1 rRNA gene (cut by a window edge) is annotated in these 1306 nt (G+C 52.8%); it reads right to left on the bottom strand.

Going from position 1 to position 1306, the window contains the following annotated elements:
• Positions 1-1306: ribosomal RNA gene (locus tag AAFM92_15155) — 23S ribosomal RNA — on the bottom strand; its annotated part runs 660 nt beyond the window's last position; the annotation flags it as partial.

Raw genomic sequence — 1306 nt, 5'->3', positions numbered from 1 at the left:
TTCAATTTCGCTGAGTCGATGTTGGAGACAGCGGGGAAGTCGTTACGCCATTCGTGCAGGTCGGAACTTACCCGACAAGGAATTTCGCTACCTTAGGACCGTTATAGTTACGGCCGCCGTTTACCTGGGCTTCAATTCAGAGCTCTCACCCCTCCTTTTAACCTTCAGGCACCGGGCAGGCGTCAGACCCTATACGTCGTCTTGCGACTTCGCAGAGCCCTGTGTTTTTAGTAAACAGTCGCCACCCCCTGGTTTGTGCCCCCAGCCACTAGTTGCCTAGAAACTGGGCCTCCTTCTCGCGAACTTACGGAGGTATTTTGCCGAGTTCCTTCAACATCGTTCTCTCAAGCGCCTTGGTATACTCTACCTATCCACCTGTGTCGGTTTAGGGTACGATCTTATGGAGGGCTATTTCCAGGAACAACTAAACTGCCGGCGGAACTACCCGAGCTCCGACAATCTTCGTCATCCGTCACCATCTCCTGGCCCAGGAATATTAACCTGGTTCCCATCGACTACGCCTTTCGGCCTCGCCTTAGGGGTCGGCTTACCCTGCTCAGATTAGCTTTAAGCAGGAACCCTTGGATTTTCGGCGAACGGGTCTCTCACCCGTTTTGTCGCTACTCATGTCATCATTCTCACTAGTGATCTCTCCACCGGATCCCTCACAGGCCGGCTTCATCGAAAACACCTTTGCCTCCAAGGCAGTCCGAAGACTGCTAAAGAGGCATGGTGTTATATCACACTACGCTCTGCTACCATTGCTTACGCAATCCGGAGCTTCGGCGAACGGCTTTAGTCCCGTTACATCTTCGCCGCAGGACGTCTTATTTAGACCAGTGAGCTGTTACGCTATCTTTAAAGGATGGCTGCTTCTAAGCCAACCTCCTGGTTGTTTTGGACATCCCACCTGCTTTCGCACTTAGCCGTTACTTGGGGGCCTTAGCTGCCGGTCAGGGTTGTTTCCCTCTCCACTACGGACGTTAGCATCCGCAGTGTGTCTGCCATCTAGTACTCCCGGGTATTCGGAGTTTGGTTAGGATCAGTAAGCCTGTGGGGCCCCATTACCCATCCAGTGCTCTACCCCCCGGGGTATTCGGATGACGCTCTACCTAAATAGATTTCGCAGAGAACCAGCTATCTCCGAGTTTGATTGGCCTTTCACCCCTAGGCACACCTCATCCCGACCTTTTTCAACAGGTGTGGGTTCGGACCTCCAGTAAGTGTTACCTTACCTTCATCCTGGACATGCCTAGATCACTCGGTTTCGGGTCTGATCCCACGAACTCGACGCCCTATTAAGACT

It is taken from the genome of Pseudomonadota bacterium (assembly GCA_038533575.1).
Lineage (GTDB): Bacteria > Pseudomonadota > Alphaproteobacteria > Rhodobacterales > Rhodobacteraceae > Shimia_B.
This window is presented reverse-complemented; position numbering and strand designations above follow the sequence as displayed.